This window comes from Chryseobacterium sp. Chry.R1 (assembly GCF_039645525.1).
In the GTDB taxonomy this organism is placed as follows: Bacteria; Bacteroidota; Bacteroidia; order Flavobacteriales; family Weeksellaceae; genus Chryseobacterium; species Chryseobacterium proteolyticum.
The window spans coordinates 831,624-848,963 of sequence record NZ_CP151793.1; the positions used below are offsets into that span (position 1 = coordinate 831,624).

At 36.4% G+C, this 17,340-nt stretch carries 16 protein-coding genes; 9 read left to right on the forward strand and 7 right to left on the reverse strand.

The features are described from left to right. Positions 1-13: 13 nt before the first annotated feature. The 3 genes from AAEU33_RS03860 to AAEU33_RS03870 all read right to left on the reverse strand — a co-directional run bounded on the left by AAEU33_RS03860 (position 14) and on the right by AAEU33_RS03870 (position 5,517). Positions 14-2,974, reverse strand: a complete 2,961-nt coding sequence (locus AAEU33_RS03860) for a SusC/RagA family TonB-linked outer membrane protein (RefSeq protein ID WP_306613385.1) — start codon at positions 2,972-2,974, stop codon at positions 14-16. Between the two features lie 425 nt (positions 2,975-3,399). Then, the gene (locus AAEU33_RS03865) at positions 3,400-4,278 is read right to left on the reverse strand and encodes an AraC family transcriptional regulator (RefSeq protein WP_172282133.1); all 879 of its coding nucleotides are present in this window, start codon (positions 4,276-4,278) and stop codon (positions 3,400-3,402) included. A gap of 243 nt (positions 4,279-4,521) precedes the next feature. Next, on the reverse strand, positions 4,522-5,517 hold the full coding sequence (locus AAEU33_RS03870) for a hypothetical protein (RefSeq protein ID WP_345990985.1): 996 nt from the start codon (positions 5,515-5,517) through the stop codon (positions 4,522-4,524). Positions 5,518-5,863: 346 nt separating this feature from the next. Between AAEU33_RS03870 and AAEU33_RS03875 the strand changes: the two genes are divergently transcribed. The 7 genes from AAEU33_RS03875 to fabF all read left to right on the forward strand — a co-directional run bounded on the left by AAEU33_RS03875 (position 5,864) and on the right by fabF (position 11,934). Further along, entirely contained in the window at positions 5,864-6,736 is an 873-nt protein-coding gene (locus AAEU33_RS03875) for an AraC family transcriptional regulator (protein WP_345990986.1), read from the forward strand. 90 nt (positions 6,737-6,826) lie between these two features. Continuing rightward, positions 6,827-7,243, forward strand: coding sequence for an OsmC family protein (locus tag AAEU33_RS03880; protein ID WP_345990987.1), 417 nt, complete (start codon positions 6,827-6,829; stop codon positions 7,241-7,243). A gap of 46 nt (positions 7,244-7,289) precedes the next feature. Then, positions 7,290-8,270 carry an alpha/beta hydrolase gene (locus tag AAEU33_RS03885; protein WP_345990988.1) on the forward strand — a complete coding sequence of 327 codons (981 nt, stop codon included), beginning with the start codon at positions 7,290-7,292 and terminating at the stop codon, positions 8,268-8,270. Between the two features lie 99 nt (positions 8,271-8,369). Further along, positions 8,370-8,975 carry a TetR/AcrR family transcriptional regulator gene (locus AAEU33_RS03890; protein WP_172282123.1) on the forward strand — a complete coding sequence of 202 codons (606 nt, stop codon included), beginning with the start codon at positions 8,370-8,372 and terminating at the stop codon, positions 8,973-8,975. 11 nt (positions 8,976-8,986) lie between these two features. Further along, positions 8,987-10,255 carry an acetyl-CoA C-acetyltransferase gene (locus AAEU33_RS03895; RefSeq protein WP_345990989.1) on the forward strand — a complete coding sequence of 423 codons (1,269 nt, stop codon included), beginning with the start codon at positions 8,987-8,989 and terminating at the stop codon, positions 10,253-10,255. A gap of 9 nt (positions 10,256-10,264) precedes the next feature. Beyond that, entirely contained in the window at positions 10,265-10,690 is a 426-nt protein-coding gene (locus tag AAEU33_RS03900) for a PaaI family thioesterase (RefSeq protein ID WP_345990990.1), read from the forward strand. 2 nt (positions 10,691-10,692) lie between these two features. Next, positions 10,693-11,934: a beta-ketoacyl-ACP synthase II gene (gene fabF / locus AAEU33_RS03905; RefSeq protein WP_345990991.1), complete on the forward strand. Its 1,242-nt coding sequence runs from the start codon at positions 10,693-10,695 to the stop codon at positions 11,932-11,934. A gap of 52 nt (positions 11,935-11,986) precedes the next feature. Here the strand turns inward: fabF and AAEU33_RS03910 are convergent, their stop codons facing one another. The 3 genes from AAEU33_RS03910 to msrB form a co-directional block, all read right to left on the reverse strand. Beyond that, positions 11,987-12,367 (reverse strand): hypothetical protein, encoded by a 381-nt coding sequence (locus AAEU33_RS03910; protein WP_172282115.1) that lies wholly within the window; start codon positions 12,365-12,367, stop codon positions 11,987-11,989. A gap of 55 nt (positions 12,368-12,422) precedes the next feature. Next, positions 12,423-13,181: a murein L,D-transpeptidase catalytic domain family protein gene (locus AAEU33_RS03915; protein ID WP_273650401.1), complete on the reverse strand. Its 759-nt coding sequence runs from the start codon at positions 13,179-13,181 to the stop codon at positions 12,423-12,425. Positions 13,182-13,535: 354 nt separating this feature from the next. Further along, positions 13,536-13,979: a peptide-methionine (R)-S-oxide reductase MsrB gene (gene msrB, locus AAEU33_RS03920; RefSeq protein WP_345990992.1), complete on the reverse strand. Its 444-nt coding sequence runs from the start codon at positions 13,977-13,979 to the stop codon at positions 13,536-13,538. Positions 13,980-14,084: 105 nt separating this feature from the next. On the opposite strand from msrB, the gene AAEU33_RS03925 reads away from it, so the two are divergent. Both AAEU33_RS03925 and AAEU33_RS03930 read left to right on the forward strand, forming a co-directional pair. Further along, complete coding sequence (locus tag AAEU33_RS03925) at positions 14,085-15,329, forward strand: DUF445 domain-containing protein (protein ID WP_273650400.1); 1,245 nt, start codon at positions 14,085-14,087, stop codon at positions 15,327-15,329. A 29-nt stretch (positions 15,330-15,358) separates the two neighbouring features. Further along, positions 15,359-16,243: a hypothetical protein gene (locus AAEU33_RS03930; RefSeq protein ID WP_345990993.1), complete on the forward strand. Its 885-nt coding sequence runs from the start codon at positions 15,359-15,361 to the stop codon at positions 16,241-16,243. Positions 16,244-16,286: 43 nt separating this feature from the next. Here the strand turns inward: AAEU33_RS03930 and AAEU33_RS03935 are convergent, their stop codons facing one another. Then, positions 16,287-17,309, reverse strand: a complete 1,023-nt coding sequence (locus tag AAEU33_RS03935; protein WP_345990994.1) for a quinone-dependent dihydroorotate dehydrogenase — start codon at positions 17,307-17,309, stop codon at positions 16,287-16,289. Positions 17,310-17,340 lie beyond the last annotated feature (31 nt).

Consider the following 17,340-nt stretch of genomic DNA (forward strand, 5'->3'; position numbering starts at 1 on the left):
TAGTATTGTAAAATTAGAAGTTAGCTTTTAATGATAATCCTATAGATCTGGTGATTGGCAAACCAAATGAATCTACTCCTACTCCACCCGGTGTATTTCCTGATACCTGCTCAGGATCAAACGGCGCTTTTTTATAGAAGAAAAACAGGTTAGTCCCTACCAGACTTAATGTTGCACTTTTCATATATTTTGAATTCACGTCAAAGGTATATGAGATCGATGCCTGACGTAAACGCACCGTGGTAGCACTATACATATAGGCTTCGTCAATCCCTGTATTATTTTCAATTCCTCCCACAGCTTTATAATAAGCTTTTGCATCAGTTTTGCCATTATAAGCCTGTCCTGCATTAGGCGTTCCCGGTGCATACACAGAATTTGGGATAGATACCCCACCAGCATCACGAGCATCCGCAGAAGCTTTGCTTACACCATATACATCATTTGCTTTTTCAGTAAGTGATAGTACCTGTCCTCCGAATTTTCCATCAACAAGGAAGGAAATACCTAACTTACCAATATTAAAACTATTATTGAAACCTAAAATAAATTTAGGATTCGGATTCCCTAAGTATCCAAGGCTCCCTGTAGTCGCCAATGGAATACCATCTTTATCCACCAAAATACGTCCCTGCGCATCTCTTTGGTATTTAATTCCATAAATATCACCAAACGATCCACCTAATTTCATTTTTGTATAATTTCCACCACCTGTTAATGAAAACAGTTGATCTTGCGGAATATTCAGGCTTGAAGGAAACAATTCAACGATCTTGTTTCTGTTCACGGACCCATTCAATGTTGTGGTCCAGTCAAATTTTCCTGTATTGAAAACCTTATAAGACAATGAAGATTCAAAACCTGTATTTTGTATTTTTCCAGCATTAATATAATATGAACCGGTAGGAATACCCCCTAAATTGGAAGAAATCAGTGTTTCTAGTAATTGATTCGTCGCATTAGAGTCGTAATACGTGAAATCAAAATTAAGTCTGTTTCTTAGTAATCTTAATTCAGTACCCGCCTCAAATGTTTTATTCAATTCAGGTTTTGGAAACAGATCCTTATAACGTGGATCTGTAACAAAAGAACTCTTAGGATATACAATTGTTCCCGCATCTACCCCAAAAGAATAACCTTTGTTATATTCTAACATTGCATTCGATATATTTGGCGGTAACCCAAGCCCAACTGTCGCATAAGAAGCTCTTATTTTCCAGAAATTAATAACTTCAGGAAGTTTAAAGACTGAGGATAATATGGCATTGGCTCCTATGGACTCGTAATCAAATCCTTTTCTGCCCGTTAAGGCCAGAGTAGAATCCCAGTCATTTCTAAATGTCATATCAACATATAACATATTTTTGTACCCAACGGAAGCGCTGGCAAAAACAGATTGCACTTGTTTTTTGAGATTGTAATAAATATAATGATATCCATCACCCGGTGCTCTGTTTCCTGGCCACAAAAGGTTATTTAATGAAAATAAGTTGGGGGTTACCAAATAGGAATTATCGATTTGAGTAACTTTATTTCTCGAAGTATTAATACTTCCTCCGACTGTAAAGTCTAAAGAAAAATCCTCACTCAACTTAGGACTACCCACCAACAAAACATCTCCATAGGTAGAAGAATTTTCATATGTATTTCTAAGAAGCCTTCCATTAGTACCATTGGCTAACAAAGCAGGATCTGAATACGCTGAAATTCCTCTTTGGCTATCTGAAATACTCCAACTATAGTTCCCTCGAACTCTTGCTGTTAACCATGGGTTGATCTGGTAAGATAAAGCAACGGCACTGTAGGTATTTTTGTTATTTACTGTAACCTTATCCCTGTTCAAGATCCAATATGGATTCTGTGTAGCTGGATTTCCTTTAAAGGATCCGTCAGGTTTTACCTCCCACCAGTTTTGTGCCGGCAGTAATCTGTTTTTATCAATATAAGAATAGTTATCTGGGCCATATTGATCAAAATCTACTCCTCTTGGTAGCCAATACAAACTCGTTAAAGGAGAGAAAGATACCCCTGGAGATTGTCTGTTTATACTATTCTGTAAAGAGCCTATAAAGTTAGCATCTAATGTTAGTTTATCATCGAGAAATTTACTCGAGTTTCTGAAAGAAACATTGTATTGATCAAAATAGGAAAGGGGAACGACTCCTTTATTAGTTGTATTTCCTATCGAAAAATAATTGGTTGATTTCTCATTTCCAGATTGAAAAGAAAGGCTATTCACCCATGTTGTTCCATTTTGTAGAAAATCTTTTAAATAATCCTTTGAAGACCCTTTTGCTCCCCAACTCTGCACAGAAGCCCCCGGAGCATCACCTGATACAGACGGATCATAAGACAAATAACTGTGCTGTAACTTAGGAAGACTATACGCTCTTTCTACACTGAAACTAGAGCTATAACTGATCGAGCTTCTACCTACTTTCCCTTTTTTTGTCGTAATAAGTATTGCTCCATTACCTCCCGCAGAACCATAAAGAGCTGAAGCTGAAGCTCCTTTAAGGAAGTTGATGCTTTCAATATCATCCGGATTGATGGAGCTTAATACATCTCCTGCATCCGGCATGCTCGAGTACTGGCTGATTTCAGGAGCTTTCCCTGCATCATTGATAATAGGGATTCCATCAATTACATACAATGGCTGACTATTAGAAACAGATTTGTTTCCCCTCATTACTACTCTTACGGAACTCCCTACACCATTGGTTCTATTGATCTGCACATTGGAAACTTTCCCATTGATTGAGTTTAAAAGGTTGGGAGTCTTTACCGCCGTCAGTTCATCTCCTCCAATCTGTTGGCTGGAGTAAGTTAAAGAACGGGCTTGTTTTTTGATCCCCAAAGACGTCACAACAACCTCTTCGATGTCGGCTGTTTTAGTTGAATCGGCAGGCTTTTTTACTTGTGCATATCCAAACACAGAAAAAGCTAATAAAACCGGTACGGCAGTTTTTCTCATAGGTAGATTAAATAGTGTTTAATTTAGAATCAATACTTTACAGCTTGTTTTTATTTATAAAGCAAGCCCACTTTATTTTGCTTAACATTTATGTATCATAAATAGTAAACAATTAAAGTTTCGTTAAAATTTAATTCATATTGACAAATCTAATTTTTGTGCACAATCAGATATAATACTATTTTGTCATAAAACGATATTATTTTTTCTACACTTTTCTTATTAGCCTTTTTTTGACCTGAAATACAATATATTACAACATTTTAGAGAATTTATAAAATCATGTTTTTTTCCTATTTTTTATAGCCAAAATGTGATATATGCATAATTTTTTTCGTGATTTCTGTCATTTTATGACCATAAAAAGAAAATCCAAACCCCAAAATCCGGGCCCGGGAATATAAAATGCTCTGAAAATAAAAATATCATTCTATTTTCTTTACTCCCTTGAACTGTTCTCTGAATTCTGTAGGTGTTGTTTTTTTGAGCGATTTAAAGACCTTATTAAAATTGGCAATATTATTGAAACCTGCTTCAAATGCAATTTCAGAAATGGTAAGATTCTTTTCCATCAGCCACCGTGCGGCATAACTGATCCTGATCTCATTAAGGTAATTCACAAAAGTTTTGCCTGTCCTTTTTTTTATGAACCTGTTGAACGTAACATTGCTCATATTGACCAGAGAAGCAGCGCCTTCAAGAGTAAGTTTATTTTCAAAATTCTTATGCACAAAATCATGGATGATCTTCATTTTATCACTATCCACAAATGTTTCCAGCTCAATACTGTAAGAGGATAATAATGTTTTGTTTTCAGCTGTTGCCAGTTCATTCAGGATTTTCATGATCTCAATAAAAGATTCAAAACTATTCATCTTCGAAAGATTAAGAAAAGACTCTTTCAGCTTTTCAGCCGTCTCCTTCGAAAACAGAATGCCTCTTATAGACTCTTTGATAAGATTGCTGATCGGTTTGAGAATATTCTTCTGCATCAGGGATTGGTTGAAAAAATCCTGATTAAATTGTACTACAATTTCATATGTTTTTTTGTTCTTACATCGGTAATTTGCCCAACAGTGAGGAAGATTAGGGCCAACCAGCACCAATTCAATATCTCCGATCTCTCCGGTATGGTCCCCTACCATCCGACGGTATCCCTTCCCTTTGTAGATAAAGTTGATTTCAATTTCCGGGTGGTAATGATACGGGAAATCAAATGAGGTTTTTATCCGGTCAAATACAAGAAAACTGTCCTCGGGAGATAACGGAGTTATTTCTCTCAAAATATTTTCTAATCCGCTCATGTGTTTACAATAGTTAAATTACTGAATTATGGGCATTTATAATAGAAATGTAAGATAATGAACCTTACATCCGGTTGTTTTTATAATTTGATTGACTAAAGTACACTTATTTTAGTAAAAGATAATGACTGACACTTCTTAACTTGTTTTGATCCATCTCTAATAAGAAAAATAAAGCCGGATCCAATAATTAGAAGCGGCCATATCACTAGGTAAACTAATTATTACCTCATCTTTCCACGTTTACTGGTTTAGCTGATTGATGCTGGTAATCATTTCACTATAAATTTTATAGTCCTGTTTTTTATCAAAATTGAATCCATAAGCACCATATCCTCCCGCCTTAGCTTGGTATTTCGTAGAAGTGTAATACTTTTTTAGCCTCAAAGGTCCCTGGCTATCATTACTATAAGAATAAGAAGATTCAAAGTCAGCAGAAATCAACAGGATATTCTTCTTTGGAAAACCGGATTGTATGTAACCATCGATTTTATTATCACTGGATGCTTCACTTCCCCAATAATCCTGGATATAAATAAGATCGATCTTTGAAAGGGTTGCACTAGACACCCCTAATTCTGATAATCCTACATTCGTATCAATGATGAGTAGCTTTCCTGAGTTTGATCCCGGTCCAAAATATTTAGCAAAGGCCTTAATATAAAGTTCCCAATCTCCGGCATTAAAACCGGCATCCGTATAGCCTGGCTCCAGATCCAGATCAACCCCATCAATCCCCCATTTCGTCAAAGAATCTGAGACCTTTTTTGCGTAAGCATCATAATCTTCAAGCGTGTTTTTAAATTTTACGGTTTTCCGTTCATCCTTATAATTTTCGAAGATTTCATTTGCGAACTGGGTCTGAATAACAACAGTTCCTCTTTTCTTAAGGAATTGTACGTCACTGATGATCTCTGTTAATGTTTTTGCATCCTCTCCTGTAGCTCCGGGAATCCTATCTCCTCTCTTTAAATTACTTAAGCCCAAAAAACGATGAAAAAGGTTGACAATATCCACACCATCCGGAATATCCCTCAAGTTGTAGTAATCAGGTATCACTCCTCCTCTCGTCAATCCATTAAAATATCCTGTTACCTTAAATTTTTTACTGTTGATAATTTCAATCGGAGTTTTTTCCTTTGGAATTGTTCCTTCATTATCATCCTGGCAGGATATGAAACCGAAGCACATAAAAATTAAAATCATATGTACGTAAGCAAGCCCCTTTTGTTTTCTCATCTTAATATTTTTTGCGGTTTTTTCTATATAAACATGTCAGATCTCTTTTTCTTAAATATCATTCATTATAAATAACAGATAATTAAATTTTATTTAAGATTTAATTCATATTAACAAATCTAAATTTTGAAGAGTGACCGGGATAATACTATTTTATCATTAAGCAATACTATTTTACAACCATAAAAACCTCTATAAAACAACAGGTTACAAATCCCGATCATATCACAGTTTTTTTACTGACAAAGAGAGGCAAAAGTGATTTTTATTGTAATCAAAGATCTGTTTCAGGGATTTAATACATCTGCACCCAGCTTTTTTGTATCTTTATTCTTAAAGTATACCAATGCTGCGACAAAGTTTTATTTTTGAAGACTCTTATAAAAAATTTGGATTCGATGTTTTTTCTGAAGAAAATCTTGGCATTTTAAAGGAAAGTAAATTGACTTCCGAGATCAAAATCTTCTTTATTCCTCCGGGATATGAATTGAGTGTGGATTTTAACCATTACAAAACTACAGTTCCTACCCTGTTTTTTTTAACCAATCAATATTTGGATATAAAGAAGGGAAATGCTGATGAATCCATATTATTACATTACAACAGAGATTTCTACTGTATTCAGATTCATGATAAGGAAGTGGCCTGTGACGGGATCCTTTTCCATAATATATTTGAAATTCCAAAGGTAGAGCTGAATCCAGAGGAGGCTGTAATTATCAGAAATTTGCTAAAAAATATAAAGGATGAACTTGAATGGAAGCAATCCTCTAACGAAGAAATGATAAGGACCTATTTGAAACAGATCATCATTCATTCTACCAGAAAGTGGAAAAAACAAAACCTGGAAACGGAAAGGGTAAGCATCCCGAATAATGATCTCGATGTATTCAGGGATTTCAGCAGAAACCTTGAAATTCATTTCAGACAAAAACACAATGTGGCCGACTATGCCGAGTTATTGCATATTGCGCCGAAAACATTGACCCACAAGTTTAAAAACCTAAACCTGGAATCTCCCAATCAACTCATTATCAACAGAATTTTGCTGGAGGCAAAAAGACTATTGTTCTATACGGATAAACCGGTAAAAGAAATAGCTTATGATCTTGGCTATGAGGACCCCGCGTACTTTAACAGATTATTCACCAATAAGGTAGGCAGCACACCGGCTCATTTTAAGAAAAATTACTCTTCGGGAAAAAAGTACAATACTTAAGCCTTTTTATCTATTGAAACCAACCTTGATGTGACATACCTTTGTCATATCAAAAAACAAATTAAATATTAACTAAAAAAACAAAACATTATGAAACGTAACGCAACAGCCGTTTGGAATGGCAACATCAAAGAAGGAAACGGACACCTAACAACTCAAAGCACCACATTAAATGAAACTCAGTATTCTTTCAACAGCAGATTTGCCGATGGTGTAGGAACAAATCCTGAGGAATTATTGGCGGCTGCCCATGCAGGATGCTTTACCATGAAATTAAGCGCTGAATTATCACAGGCCGGATTTACCCCTGAGGAACTTAAAACAACCTCTATTATTACTCTTGATCCAAGTATTGGAAAAATTACTAAATCTGAATTGACTTTAACCGCAAAAGTTCCAGGACTTTCAGAAGAAGACTTTCAAAAATATGCTAAAATTGCTGAAGAAGGATGCCCGGTAAGTGCCGCTTTCAATTTTGAAATTACACTCAACGCAACTTTAGCATAATCAACCTACTATTATAACCAATTACCAACCTTAAAAACCCAAAATTATGTCACACAATGTTCAACCCGCAGAAAATGATCCCCATATTTTAAAAGATATCCGCGTTTTTCTTAAGGATCTTAACAGTGGAGGCGGAAAACCAATTGAAGAAATGTCTCCTGAAGATGCAAGACAGGTTCTTGTAGGAGCACAAGCCTCTGTAAACTTTGATTATTCAGATATTGAAGAATTTGAAAAAAGGATTACCCAGGACGGAATTTCATTAAATATTCATATTGTAAAACCCAAAGGAGCAAGCGATAACCTCCCTGTATTTATGTTTTTCCATGGAGGGGGATGGGTATTAGGAGATTTCCCTACTCATAAAAGATTAGTACGAGATTTGGTTGTAAAAAGTGGAGCCGTCGCTGTATTCCCTGATTACACTCCATCTCCGGAAGCTCAGTATCCAACTGCTATTAATCAGGCCTATGCAGCTACAAAATGGGTTTCCGAAAATGGCAAAGAAATCGGAGTGGATGGCTCTAAGCTGGCTGTTGCAGGAAACAGCGTAGGTGGAAATATGGCTGCTGTAGTTGCTCTGATGGCAAAGGATAAAAATGGTCCGGAACTTCAATACCAGGTTTTATTGTGGCCGGTTACTGACTCAGATTTTACAAGAGAATCTTATGAAAAGTATGCGCAGGAAAGATTCTTAACAACTCCGTTAATGAAATGGATGTGGGACAATTATACTACAGATCTTGAAAAAAGAAAAGAAAAATATGCTTCTCCAAATAAGGCATCTCTTGAAGAGTTAAAAGGATTACCTCCTGCATTGATCCAGATAGCTGAGAATGATATTCTTCATGACGAAGGGGTAGCGTATGGAAGAAAGCTTGATGAAGCCGGTGTTCCTACTACACTTGCAGTGTATAAAGGTTTTATCCATGATTATGGATTATTAAATCCTATAGCTCATATTCCGGCAATTCAGGAATCTCTTGCCCAGGCAGCTTCTACAATAAAAGAAGCTCTCTTTAAATAAAATATCTAAGTCTGGGCTAATATTCAAGTTCAGACTTAGCTTTTATTCTAAATATACCATTTGGTATATTTTCGTATATTTGCATATAATTTCATGATTATGTCAAAAGCAGAAAAGACCAAACAGTTCATTATTGAGACTACGGCTCCCTTATTTAATAAGAAAGGCTATCTCTCAACGACGCTTTCGGACATTACGGAAGCAACAGGACTAACAAAGGGCAGTATTTACGGAAATTTTGAAAACAAAGATGAAGTAGCTCTTGAAGCTTACAAGTATAACTCAACTTTTCTGAGTAGAAGCATGTCCAGATCACTAGGAGAAGACTTTCCTCTGGCTGTGGATAAATTAAAAGCTATTGTCAATTTTTACCGTAAAAGCTGGAAGGATGTTTTCCTTAATGGAGGATGCCCGTTGATGAATGCCGCTACAGAGTCTGATGACACTTTTCCTATCCTGAAAAATCAGGTTACTCTATCTTTTCAGGCATGGATCAAAAAAATTTCAGCAGCTATTCAGGAAGGCCAGCAAAGCGGAGAATTCAATGAAAAAGTAAATGCAGATGAAATGGCCTCATTATTCATTATGCTTATTGAAGGCGGTATACTTCTTTCCAAAACAACAGGTCATGAGACCTATCTGAACCTTGCTTTAGACAGGATCCTTTTAATCATAGACCAGGAACTCAATATTATTCCATCATAAATTTTTATTATATGGAAACAAAAAAAGTGGCCATCGTAGGATACAACAGAATTCCTTTTGCCAGAATGAACACTGCTTATGCAGATAAAGGGAATCAGGATTTGCTGCTTTCTGCTTTAAACGGACTGATTAACCGTTATCAGCTCACAGGAAAACTACTTGGTGAAGTTGCAGGCGGAGCAGTTATTAAGCACATATCGGAAAGTAACCTCATCAGAGAAACAGTAATGAATACATCTCTGGATCCGGCAACTCCGGCATGTGATCTTCAGCAAGCATGTGATACAGGAATCGAAGCAGCTATATATATTGGGAATAAAATCGCCCTTGGACAAATAGAAAGCGGTATCGCCTGCGGAGTAGAAGCTATGAGCAATATCCCCTTCGAATCGTCCCCCAAATTGAGAAAGGCTCTTTTAAAAGCAAATAAAGAAAAATCAGCTTTTGGAAAGCTGAAACATCTCTTAAGTCCGTCATTGAAAGACTGGATGCCTATTCCATACAAGGGACAGGAACCTAAAACAGGATTGGTAATGGGTGAACATACTGAAATTACAGCAAAATATTATCAGATATCACGTGAAGACCAGGATCAGCTGGCTTTCAAAAGTCACCAAAATATGGCTAAGGCTTACGAGGAAGGATTCTTCAGTGATATGATCACACCCGCATTTGGTTTAGAGAAGGATAATAATTTACGCCTTGATACCAGCCTTGAAAAACTGGCTCAGTTAAAACCCGCATTTGATAAACAAAACGGAACACTCACTGCAGGAAATTCTACTCCATTTACAGATGGGGCCTCTGCTGTCTTATTGGCCAGTGAGGAATGGGCTAAGGCCAACAATCTTCCCATCCTGGCCTATATTACCTTTTCCGAAATAGCAGGAATAGAATATGTGGAAAACAGACAAAATTTACTTCTTGCACCGGTTTTTGCCGCAGACAGAATGTTGAAAAAAGCAGGAATGAACCTTGAAGATTTTGATTATTACGAAATCCACGAAGCTTTTGCAGCACAAGTATTGGCAACAATTAAGATCTGGGAGAATGATGACCTCGCCAAAAAATTCGGATTAGAAAAAGCTTTGGGAAAAATAGACAGAAATAAGCTGAATGTAAAAGGCGGAAGCCTTGCAGCTGCTCACCCGTTTGCAGCAACCGGAGGCAGGATTATCGCTACACTGGCTAAGCTTTTAAACCAAAAAGGAAGCGGGAAAGGTTTTATTTCTATTTGTGCAGCAAGAGGGCAAGGTGTCACCATGATTATAGAAAAGTAAAAGTATTATATGGATCGATTAGAACAATTAAGACAATTTATTGGAAAAGAATTTGATCAGTCCCCTTCCCCATTTATGAAATGGCTGAATCCTATTGTAATTTCTGTAGAGGAAGGAAATCTGGAGTTTCAATATACCATTCGCCCGGAATGGCTGAATCCAATCGGTAATCTTCATGGCGGAGTAACCGCGGCTATTGTGGATGACATCATCGGTGCTACGATGTTTTCCTTAAATGAAAATTCTTTCATTACAACCATAAATAATGTCATCGATTATTTTTCAACTGCGAAAGAAAATGATAATATTGTAGCCGAAACTAAAATCATTAAAAGGGGGAAGCAATTTGTAAATGCCCAATGCGAGATATGGAACGCAGATAAAACAAGACTCATTGCTAGAGGAACCTCCAATTTATTTAAAATCAGTAACTAAGTATGAAAAGAGTTGTCATTACAGGACTGGGTGCAGTTACACCCTTGGGAAACAATGTCGCAGATTTCTGGCAAAACAGTATTAATGGAGTAAGCGGAACGGCTTTAATCAAGCATTTTAATGCTGAAAAATTTAAAGTTCATTTTGCTTGTGAGGTAAAAGATTTCGACCCTAAAAAATATTTGAACCATAATGAAATAAAAAGAAGTGACCTCTTCACTCAGTATGCAATGTATGCCTCTGCTGAAGCAATTGAAGATTCAGGATTGGATTTTGAGACGATGGATCCTTTTGATACAGGTGTTATCTGGGGAACAGGACAGGGAGGTATGCTAACCTTCGAAAATGAAGTCGCAGAATATTATGGTGGTGAGGGCATACCGCGTTTCAATCCGTTCTTCGTTCCAAAATTCATTGCCAACATGGCTTCAGGAATGATTTCTATGAAATACGGACTGCAGGGAATCAACTATACGACAGTTTCTGCGTGTGCCACCGGAAATACAGCTTTAATGGATGCTTTTAATTATATCCGTTTGGGTAAAGCAAAAGTAATCATCAGCGGAGGTTCAGAGGCTGGTATTACTCCAGCTTCCGTGGGCGGATTCTCCGGCATGAAAGCAATGTCTACGCGAAACGACGATTTTGCTACAGCAAGCCGTCCTTATGATGTAGACAGAGATGGTTTTGTAATCGGTGAAGGAGCAGGATCATTGGTCCTTGAAGAATATGAGCATGCCAAAAGCAGAGGAGCAAAAATCTATGCTGAACTGGTAGGTGCTGCCATGACAGCAGATGCTTATCACATGACCGCTCCCCATCCTGAAGGAGCAGGTGCTATAAAAGCTATGCAGCTATCTCTTAACGAAGCCGGAATTAATGCAGAAGATATCGATTATATCAATCCCCACGCGACCTCAACGCCTTTAGGAGATCTTATTGAATTAAAAGCGATTAACAGACTTTTCAAAGGAAGTAAAAAACTTGATATAAGTGGTACAAAATCAATGACAGGACACTTATTAGGGGCAGCGGGTGCTGCGGAAGCCATACTTTCAATTAAAGCAATTGAGAACGGAATCATTCCTCCAACCATTAATCTTCACGAGATAGATCCTGCCATCCCTAAAGATGTCAATATCGTATTTAATGAGGCTAAAGAAAAAGATATTACGTATGCTTTAAGCAATGCTTTCGGATTCGGTGGACACAATGCGACCTTGATTTTCAAGAAATTTAGCTAAGGAATTAGTTTAATAAAAATAAAAAAGCAGTCAAAATTGACTGCTTTCTATTTTATTCTGATTCAGGAATAAAAAAATCATCTCCCCCCTCTTCAATTGGAATATAAAGTCTTTCCCATTTTTCTCCTTCCACTATTTCCCAACTATGTCCAACTCCATCAGTATCCTCTGCTATAAGAATTATTCCCGGTTCAATTAGAAATGTAGAACCATCGCTAACTTTAAATAAAATATTTCCTTTTAATGTGATCACATACTGTCTCCGTGGAGCCGGATGCGTATGTTTTTCCCATTCTTCTGTTATCGTACTAATCCAAAAAGTCCTGGTATTCATGGGCTTCAAAGTGGGTATTTTACCTTTCTCAAACCTGCTTGTCTGATCCGGATTACTCGATAACCTGAAAGCAGGAATATACTCACCTGTAGATTTCATACGACCTTTTAGTTTATGTTCAAATCGTCTTTATACTTATTGATAACAATTCTTATTAGGACTTTAACCATTCTGAAGAAGAAAGATAATTTTGATCCGGATAATAAATAAACAGACAATTTCTTCCTTTTATGGTATTAATAATTGGAGCCGTAAGGTCTTTCGGAATGGCAGGACATCCCCAGCTTCTCCCGATTCTTTTATGCATTGCTGCAAATTCTTCACTTACATAATTTGCTCCGTGCATTACAATCGCTCTTCTGTAAGCCGCATCATTAAACCCTTTATCCATACCAAGCAACCTTAGAGAATATCCGTTATCTCCGTTATAGGTAGCATCAGTAATATAGAATCCCATACTGCTTTGAAGCGAGCTTTCATTATTTGAAAAATTGGTTGCAAACTCCTCTCCTGTATTTTTACCATGGGCAACCAAAGAATTAAACAATACTTTCTTTTCCTGTGTATCAATTACCCATAGCCTGTTGGTATTGGAGGACATCGAAAAATCGCAGACTGTCAGTAAATGTGAATCCTGACTCAGTAATCCTGCTTTTTTTAAATTTTCAAATCCTGTTAAGGCTTTAAAGAACACCTCTTCATTAAGTTCATGTCCTGGTGCGAATGCAATTGATTTATATAATTCTTCTGACGAAGATACCGCATTGGTTGTCTTCTCAGATTTCGTGTCAGCTACTCTTTCAATTTTTTCTGTGCCAATGGTTTCACTTCTTAAATTCGTTTTCTCCGGAGAAATATAAAATGAAGTTGTAACCATGTACGCAAAGCCCAAGAGGCTATATAATCCTTTCATTCAATAACTATGTAAAATATAAATTAGTGGGGCAAAATTATAAAAACATAATTATGCGACAGGAAAAACAAGCTGAAGTTTAACGCTATTTAAGAAACTTTAACTTCCTGATTCTGTGAATTAAAGCCGTTATTTCAATGCATTTCCGGTCAATTCCTGTCGCATTGATTTTATGCGATACTGCGATTTTACGGGTTTTGCTATAACATGAAAAAATACTTCGCAAGGAATTCCTGCATATAAATCTTCAATAATTTAATATTCTGCAATAGGCATCTTTATATTAAGAAAATTCTTACTTATTGTAAATTCATTGAAAATAGTAAAGATCAGATAGAACTATTCACCGAAAATCTAGTTTTGAGAATCCGGGACAAATTCCAGACTTACAGAATTCATACAATAACGTAGTCCTGTTGGTTTGGGACCATCATCAAAAACATGCCCCAAATGCGAATCACAACGTTTACAAAGCACCTCTACTCTTTCCATTCCATAAGTTGTATCTCTTTTATAATAAACTCCTTCTTTATCCGCTTCAAAAAAGCTGGGCCATCCGCAACTGCTTGCAAACTTTGAGGTAGAGCGAAATAAATGGTTTCCGCAAACGGCACAATAATATTCACCTGTTTCATCGAACTCATTATATTTTCCCGTGAAAGCTCTTTCAGTAGCAGCTTCTCTTGATACGGCGTACAAATCGGGAGCCAGGATTTTCTTCCATTCTTCATTGGGAACTTCCAGTTTTGTGGTATCTGTTCTTGAATAGTATGGATTGTTTTTTGCTTCGTTTTCCATAGATGTAATTTTGATGGGTTATGATTCTGCGAATATGATTGCAGAAAAACAATTAGTATTAATGAAATTAAAAATTTCATAACCAAATTTACTAAATTTGATCATATGAATGATGAAGCCAAAAGAAAACAACTAAGAAAATACAAAGCATTTGCGACAGGATTATTTGTACTGATGGCAATTATTTTTGTCATTACAACAGTCCTTCAAAAGACAAATCCTTCACATTGGATAGGATACGTCCGCGCATTCTCCGAGGCTGCAATGGTGGGAGCCCTGGCCGATTGGTTTGCCGTAACCGCCTTATTCCGACATCCACTGGGGCTTCCTATTCCACATACCAACCTGATTGAAAACAGCAAAGAAAGACTCGGAGATAATCTCGGAAGTTTTGTAGTGACCAATTTCCTTTCACCACAGAACATACGCCCTTACATTCAGAAACTTAAAATATCCAATTTCGTAGGCGAATGGCTTACCAAAGAAAAAAACCAGGAAATTTTAATTAAAAATCTATCCGATATTGTTCTGGATATCCTCAATAAGCTTGACGATTCAGTGGTCAGTGATTTTATTACCAAAAAAGTCTCCGAAATGTCCAATGGGATAAAGCTTAATGTGATTATTGGAAACGGAATTAATTATTTGCTGGATAAAAATGACCATCAGCGGATTATAACCAATCTATCAAAACAAATCAAAGAATACATCATTGAAAATGATGAGATGATCGAGGAGCGTGTAAAAAAAGGAAGCTATTCTTTTATCCCTTCATTTGTTGACAATAAAATTGCAGAAAAAATTGCCAATGGATTATCCGATTTCTTTAAAGAAGTGGAGGAAGATCCTCAACATGAAATCAGATCATTAATCTCAAAGAAGATCTATGAATTTTCATCGGATCTGAAAGAAGACCCTAAATGGGAAGGTGAGTTTAAGAACATTAAAAATGAGATCCTTAAAAACGATAAACTCAGCCAGTATTCGAATGACATCTGGTCTTCCATTAAAAACACTTTAACAAAAGAACTTCAGGAAGATCACTCCTCTTTAAAAAATTATATCTCCAAAAATTTAAATGAGTTTTCAGAGAACTTAAAAACTGACGAAAAACTTCAAAACAAAATAGATCACTGGGTACGCGTTACTGCCTATAAATATATTCTGAGAAACACTCACCAATTTGGAAACCTCATCAGCTCCACTGTCGGAAACTGGAAAGGCAAAGAATTAAGTGAGAAAATGGAGCTTGAGGTGGGTAAAGACTTACAGTTTATCCGTGTAAATGGTACATTAGTCGGTGGATTGGTTGGATTGATCATTTATACAATTGCTCATTTCTTTATTTAATACAACTAAAAACTAACCATAAAACCCGCATGAAAAAACTATTTTTATTACTCCTGTGTTCCATAGGCTTCTACTCCCTCGCTCAAAAAATAGAACTCAAAGTAGTTACTGATTCTTCCCAGATCTTTAAAGGGGAAGTTGCAGGAATTCCTGTTACCATGCAATTGCATTATAGGGGTATCGTGGATTGCAGCCAATATCAGCACTTTGTAGACGGCTGGTATTTCTACGATAAATATCAGAAAAAAATTCAGCTCACCGGCATCTACGATTATGGAAACCTCTACCTCTATAATTTTGGAAATAAACAAAAACAGAGTTCAAAAATATTGGGAGAAAAGATTACATCACCTCAATGGATTGAAAAAACTGACAGTATTGCTAAGACGCTGAATCCCAAAGAAAGCTTCATTTTTAAAAATGATGGGTCCAATAAAGAAGTCCAAGGTAAATTCATTTTAGGAAATAAAGCACAATCTGCAAGTTTGTTTACCAAAAACAACATGATCTACAGATTTAATAATTATCTGATCCTGCCCAATAATAAAAAAATAAACACCTATGATTTTATAGATTCTTACGGAGGTAATGAACTGGTATCATACGTTTCAGATCAATCGGGAAACAGGATTCTCTTATATTTTGAGCACACGTCCAATTTCAATGCCTGCGGAATGTGTGGTGCCAGTGAAGGAGAAAAGGGCTATAGGGTATTATACTTTACCAGCGACTGGAACTATAAAAAACACGAAGATTTTCTTACAGAAAGTTGTATCAATAATATTTACGATACTGTAGTAACCAAAACTAAAGATTCTAAAGTTTTAAAGTTCTCTATTAAAAAGACAACAACAAGCCCTGCTTATACCTTGGTTGTAGATCGTAACAATGCTTCAGTTACAAAATCAAAATAGATGCAAGGCCTGCCATTACTGATCAGATTTGGAATATGCTTCCTTATCTAGGTAATCTTGAAGCCCTTTTTAAAAGTTCTTTGTTGATCTCATTGATCAATTCCGGACCCTCATAAATAAATCCTGTATAAAGCTGGATAAGGCTTGCTCCTGCATCAAGCTTTTCAATTGCATCTTTTGCAGAATGGATTCCTCCCACTCCGATAATCGGAAATGCTCTACCGCTCTTTTCAGAAAGAAAACGGATCACTTCTGTAGATCTTTTAGTTAGTGGTTTTCCTGATAATCCTCCGGTTTCAGATTTATTCTCGGAACTAAGATTCTCGCGGGAAAGTGTAGTATTGGTTGCTATAACTCCCGCTATTTTAGTATCTTTTACAATATCGATAATGTCCAACAACTGATCATCGGATAGGTCAGGTGCTATTTTTAGAAGGATAGGTTTTGGATTGGCTTTTCCGTTATTCATTTGTTGCAAAGTTCCCAAAAGCTGAGTTAAAGGTTCTTTATCCTGAAGTTCGCGGAGGTTGGGTGTATTAGGCGAGCTTACATTAACAACAAAATAGTCTACATACGGAAAAAGTTTCTCAAAACAAATTTTGTAATCATTTACCGCTTCTTCATTAGGAGTTACTTTATTTTTGCCGATGTTTCCACCGATCAGTACATTTTTATTTTTCTTAAGCCTTTCAACAGCAGCATCTACTCCTTCATTGTTGAAGCCCATCCTATTGATAATGGCTGAATCTTCTTTTAAGCGAAAAAGTCTTTTCTTGTCATTTCCAGGTTGGCCTTTGGGTGTAAGTGTTCCGATTTCCACAAAACCAAAACCAAGATCAGCGAGTTCTTCAAAAAGCACTGCATTCTTATCAAAACCGGCTGCCAAGCCTACCGGATTTTTAAATTTCAAGCCAAAAACTTCTCTTTCAAGACGTTTATCTTCGATTGGTTTAGGAAAAAATAGTTTGGTGAGAAATCCAAAATTCTTAAGCATTGAAAATGTTAAATGATGAACTTCCTCGGGATCAAATTTGAACAGAATGGGTCTGATGATACTTTTGTACATTGAAAAAAAGTTTGACAAAAATACTCAAATT

Excerpts from the sequence above, each read along its gene's own strand:
- AAEU33_RS03930 (WP_345990993.1), top strand. The coding sequence starts at position 15,359 with ATGAAAAAACTATTTTTATTACTCCTGTGTTCCATAGGCTTCTACTCC.
- AAEU33_RS03885 (WP_345990988.1), top strand. The coding sequence starts at position 7,290 with ATGTCACACAATGTTCAACCCGCAGAAAATGATCCCCATATTTTAAAA.
- AAEU33_RS03895 (WP_345990989.1), top strand. The coding sequence starts at position 8,987 with ATGGAAACAAAAAAAGTGGCCATCGTAGGATACAACAGAATTCCTTTT.
- AAEU33_RS03935 (WP_345990994.1), bottom strand. The coding sequence starts at position 17,309 with ATGTACAAAAGTATCATCAGACCCATTCTGTTCAAATTTGATCCCGAG.
- AAEU33_RS03865 (WP_172282133.1), bottom strand. The coding sequence starts at position 4,278 with ATGAGCGGATTAGAAAATATTTTGAGAGAAATAACTCCGTTATCTCCC.
- fabF (WP_345990991.1), top strand. The coding sequence starts at position 10,693 with ATGAAAAGAGTTGTCATTACAGGACTGGGTGCAGTTACACCCTTGGGA.
- AAEU33_RS03870 (WP_345990985.1), bottom strand. The coding sequence starts at position 5,517 with ATGAGAAAACAAAAGGGGCTTGCTTACGTACATATGATTTTAATTTTT.
- AAEU33_RS03860 (WP_306613385.1), bottom strand. The coding sequence starts at position 2,974 with ATGAGAAAAACTGCCGTACCGGTTTTATTAGCTTTTTCTGTGTTTGGA.
- AAEU33_RS03910 (WP_172282115.1), bottom strand. The coding sequence starts at position 12,367 with ATGAAATCTACAGGTGAGTATATTCCTGCTTTCAGGTTATCGAGTAAT.
- AAEU33_RS03890 (WP_172282123.1), top strand. The coding sequence starts at position 8,370 with ATGTCAAAAGCAGAAAAGACCAAACAGTTCATTATTGAGACTACGGCT.
- AAEU33_RS03900 (WP_345990990.1), top strand. The coding sequence starts at position 10,265 with ATGGATCGATTAGAACAATTAAGACAATTTATTGGAAAAGAATTTGAT.
- AAEU33_RS03925 (WP_273650400.1), top strand. The coding sequence starts at position 14,085 with ATGAATGATGAAGCCAAAAGAAAACAACTAAGAAAATACAAAGCATTT.
- AAEU33_RS03915 (WP_273650401.1), bottom strand. The coding sequence starts at position 13,181 with ATGAAAGGATTATATAGCCTCTTGGGCTTTGCGTACATGGTTACAACT.
- msrB (WP_345990992.1), bottom strand. The coding sequence starts at position 13,979 with ATGGAAAACGAAGCAAAAAACAATCCATACTATTCAAGAACAGATACC.
- AAEU33_RS03880 (WP_345990987.1), top strand. The coding sequence starts at position 6,827 with ATGAAACGTAACGCAACAGCCGTTTGGAATGGCAACATCAAAGAAGGA.
- AAEU33_RS03875 (WP_345990986.1), top strand. The coding sequence starts at position 5,864 with ATGCTGCGACAAAGTTTTATTTTTGAAGACTCTTATAAAAAATTTGGA.